Here is a 3,914-nt window from a genome sequence, read left to right on the forward strand (position 1 = left end):
GAGACAGCGATGAACCCGTGCCGCTGCGGCATGGCCGGCGAGCCTGGTTATCGCTGCCTGCGCGGCGAGCGCTGCCGCACCGACTATCAGGCGCGCATTTCGGGCCCGCTGCTCGACCGCATCGATCTCAGGATCGAAGTGCCGGCGGTCTCGGCCAGCGACCTGATCCGGCCCGACCGGGCGGAGAAAAGTGCCGATGTGGCGATGCGCGTGGCACGCGCCCGCACCATCCAGCGCGAGCGCTTCGAGCGGCTCGGCGCCACCCGCGCCACCACCAACGCGCATTGCGCGCCCTCGGTCATCGAGGAGATCGCCATGCCGGACGCCGCCGGCCTGTCGCTGCTCAAGGACGCCAGCGAAAAGCTCGCCTTTTCGGCGCGAGCCTATCACCGGGTGCTGAAGGTGGCGCGGACACTCGCCGATCTCGACGCCAGCGAAACCGTCGGCCGCATCCATCTGGCCGAAGCGATTTCCTACCGCATGAGCTCGGAGCGGGTGGCGCAGGCGGCGTAGATCACTCGCCGCCCGACAAGCCGACTCTGCCACACCACCTTCCGCAATCACGCCATAACCGTCATCCGACGAATCGGCCATCTCCGCACTGCGGCGGACCTGATTGTCCGCTTGGTCGACGTCCTCACCACCCAACGGCCCCCACCGACCGGGCGCCGGCCGTTTCTCCGTCTTCGGGGGCGTGGACGTCATCGCATCGGACCAAAGTCTTGGTCTCCGCATTGGGAATTCCTTATTTAGATAATGTGAATATGATTGCGGTCGGGGAGTCCGCTATGTTCGTTGACTACTACGAAGTTTTGGAAGTCAGCCCGAACGCCAACTCGGAAACGCTGGAGCGCATATTTCGCTATTTTGCGATGCGCTATCATCCCGACAATCGCGAAACCGGCGATGAAGCCCGCTTCAGTGAAATCGTGGAAGCCCACAACACGCTCAAGGATCCGGTCAAACGCGCTCAATACGACATCGCGTATAGGGACCATGCCGGCCTTCGCCGCGAATTGACCGAGGAAGCCAGCAACAGCAAAGGCATCGAGCGGGATGTCGTGATCCAGGCCAGGCTGCTGTCGCTGCTTTACGCGAAGCGCCGGCACGACGTCAGCAATCCCGGGATCGGGGATGTGGAGCTCGAACGCCTGTCAGACTGTCCGCGAGAGCATCTCGAGTTTCATCTCTGGTATCTAAAAGCGAAGGGCTGGATAGCAAGAGTGGAAAACGGGACGATCGCGATTACGGTGGAAGGCGTCGATAGGGTCAACTCCGAACACCGTCGCGATCCCACCATCCGGCTCCTGGACCATACAGCTTCCTGACGCCTCACCTCCGGAGGAAGTCAGGCCGAAGACCTGCCGCCCCATTCACGGCAGGGACTGGCCTCTTCAGCCCTGCTGCGCCTTCAGTTCCAGCCGCCGCGCGTGCAACACCGGCTCGGTGTAGCCGTTGGGCTGGGCGCGGCCCTTGAATACCAGGTCGCAGGCGGCGAGGAAGGCTATCGACTTGTCAAAGTCGGCCGCCATCGGCTCGTAGAGCGGGTCGCCCTCGTTCTGGCGGTCGACGATGTCAGCCATGCGCTTCATCGTCGCCATCACCTGGTCCTCGCTGCACACGCCGTGGTGCAGCCAGTTGGCGATGTGCTGTGAGGAAATACGCAGCGTGGCGCGGTCTTCCATCAGGCCGACATCGTTGATGTCAGGCACTTTCGAGCAGCCGACGCCCTGGTCGATCCAGCGCACGACATAGCCAAGAATGCCCTGCGCGTTGTTGTCGAGTTCCTTCTGGATATCCTCGGGCGACCAGTTCGGCCGCACGGCAACGGGCACCGACAGGATGTCGTCGAGCCTGGCCTTCGGCCGGTTCTTCAGCGCCGCCTGCACGGCGTGAACATCGACCTTGTGATAGTGCGTGGCATGCAGCGTCGCCGCCGTCGGCGACGGCACCCAGGCGGTGTTGGCGCCGGCCTTGGGGTGGACGATCTTCTCCACCAGCATCGCAGCCATCAGATCCGGCATCGCCCACATGCCCTTGCCGATCTGGGCGTGGCCGGCCAGCCCGCATTCCAGCCCGGTGTCGACATTCCACGCCTCGTAGGCGGAAATCCAGGCGGCCTGCTTCATGTCGCCCTTGCGGATCATCGGGCCGGCTTCCATCGAGGTGTGGATCTCGTCGCCGGTGCGGTCGAGAAAGCCGGTGTTGATGAACACGACGCGCTCCTTTGCGGCGCGGATTGCCTCCTTGAGGTTGACGGTGGTGCGCCGCTCCTCATCCATGATGCCCATCTTGATGGTATTTTTCGCCATGCCGAGCAGGGCCTCGACGCGGTCGAATATCTCGACGGCGAAGGCGACTTCGTCGGGCCCATGCATCTTGGGTTTCACGACATACATCGAGCCGGCGCGGGAATTGGCGCGGCGGCCGTTCGGCCCGACATCGTGCAACGCGATCAGCGCCGTCATCGCCGCATCCATGATGCCTTCCGGAACCTCATTGCCGTCGCGGTCGAGGATCGCCGGGCTGGTCATCAGGTGGCCGACATTCCTGACCAGCATCAGCGAGCGGCCGGGCACGGTCAGCGTGCCGCCGGCGGGCGCGGTGTAGGCGCGGTCGGGATTGAGCTTGCGGACAAAACTCTTGCCGCCCTTGGTGATCTCTTCCGCTAGGTCACCCTTCATCAGGCCGAGCCAGTTGCGGTAGACGACGACCTTGTCTGGCGCATCCACCGCCGCGACCGAATCCTCGCAGTCCTGGATGGTGGTCAGCGCCGATTCCAGGATGACATCGGCGATGCCCGCCGGATCGGTGCGGCCGATCTGGTTGTTGCGGTCGATCACGATCTCGATGTGCAGGCCGTTGCGCACAAGCAGCACGGCATCGGGATTGGCGGCATCGCCGCGATAGCCGACGAATTGCCTGGGGTCGGCCAGCGTCGTCGAGCCGGCGCCGGCGCTCAGCCGCAAGGCACCCTGCGCCAGCGACAGGCCATTGACGCCGGCCCATTTGCCGGACGTGAGCGGGGCAGCCTCGTCGAGAAAGGTCTTCGTCCAGGCGACGACCTTGGCGCCGCGTGCCGGATTGAAGGCTTTGCCCTTTTCGGCGCCATCCGTTTCGGGGATGGCATCGGTGCCGTAGAGCGCATCGTAGAGCGAACCCCAGCGCGCATTGGCAGCGTTGAGCGCATAGCGCGCATTCATCACCGGCACGACCAGCTGCGGTCCGGCAACATCAGCAATTTCCGGGTCGACGTTGTCGGTCGACACGCTGAAGGCCGGGCCTTCGGGAACGAGGTAGCCGATCCCTTTCAGGAAGCCCTTGTAGGCCTCCATGTCGACCGGCGCGCCGTGATCGCGATACCAGCCGTCTATCTGTTCCTGGATGGCGTCACGCTTTGCCAGCAGCTCCCGGTTCTTCGGCGCCAGATCATGGACGACGGCCGAAAAACCGTTCCAGAAGGCGTCCGCTTCGATCCCCGTGCCCGGCAGCGCTTCCCTGGCCACGAACTCATGCAGCTCGCGGGCAATCCGCAATCCGGCGATCTCGATGCGGTCGGTCATCAGGCTACTCCAGATGAAAGGCTTTGCGGGCCTTTGGCATGTCAGGTTTGCCGGGTCAATTCAGCTTAGGGTGAAGGTGGCGTATTTCGCCGCGTCGCTCAAACCGCAATGCGCGGCCTTCCCGAGGCCACGGCCACGACATGCGCCTCGATGAACATGCGCTGGGCCTCGACGGTCGAGACCCGGAATTCGGTGGCGACGTCGATCTCGGCGCTGTCGGTGCCGGCATCCCTGGCGCGCTCCGCGACGATGGCGCGGACATCGGCCTCGGCCGCCGCGATCGCCGCTGCCTCGTCGAGGAAATCGCGTACGGTCTCGCCCGAGGCGAGACGAAACAGCCCTTCTATGGGC

3 protein-coding genes and 1 pseudogene are annotated in these 3,914 nt (G+C 64.3%); 2 read left to right on the plus strand and 2 right to left on the minus strand.

Annotation, left to right across the window (positions count from 1 at the left end; genetic code table 11):
* A partial coding sequence (locus EN994_RS21460) for an ATP-binding protein (protein ID WP_164746061.1) occupies positions 1–513 on the plus strand: 513 nt, incomplete at its 5' end.
* A 275-nt stretch (positions 514–788) separates the two neighbouring features.
* Entirely contained in the window at positions 789–1,328 is a 540-nt protein-coding gene (locus EN994_RS21465) for a J domain-containing protein (RefSeq protein ID WP_013528603.1), read from the plus strand.
* Between the two features lie 66 nt (positions 1,329–1,394).
* Here the strand turns inward: EN994_RS21465 and EN994_RS21470 are convergent, their stop codons facing one another.
* Both EN994_RS21470 and EN994_RS21475 read right to left on the minus strand, forming a co-directional pair.
* The gene (locus EN994_RS21470; protein ID WP_063169667.1) at positions 1,395–3,563 is read right to left on the minus strand and encodes a malate synthase G; all 2,169 of its coding nucleotides are present in this window, start codon (positions 3,561–3,563) and stop codon (positions 1,395–1,397) included.
* A 98-nt stretch (positions 3,564–3,661) separates the two neighbouring features.
* A pseudogene (locus tag EN994_RS21475) lies at positions 3,662–3,914 on the minus strand (hydantoinase/oxoprolinase family protein); the annotation flags it as partial.

It is taken from the genome of Mesorhizobium sp. M7A.F.Ca.CA.002.09.1.1 (assembly GCF_003998555.1).
GTDB lineage: Bacteria > Pseudomonadota > Alphaproteobacteria > Rhizobiales > Rhizobiaceae > Mesorhizobium > Mesorhizobium ciceri.

Excerpts from the sequence above, each read along its gene's own strand:
- EN994_RS21470 (WP_063169667.1), bottom strand. The coding sequence starts at position 3,563 with ATGACCGACCGCATCGAGATCGCCGGATTGCGGATTGCCCGCGAGCTG.
- EN994_RS21465 (WP_013528603.1), top strand. The coding sequence starts at position 789 with ATGTTCGTTGACTACTACGAAGTTTTGGAAGTCAGCCCGAACGCCAAC.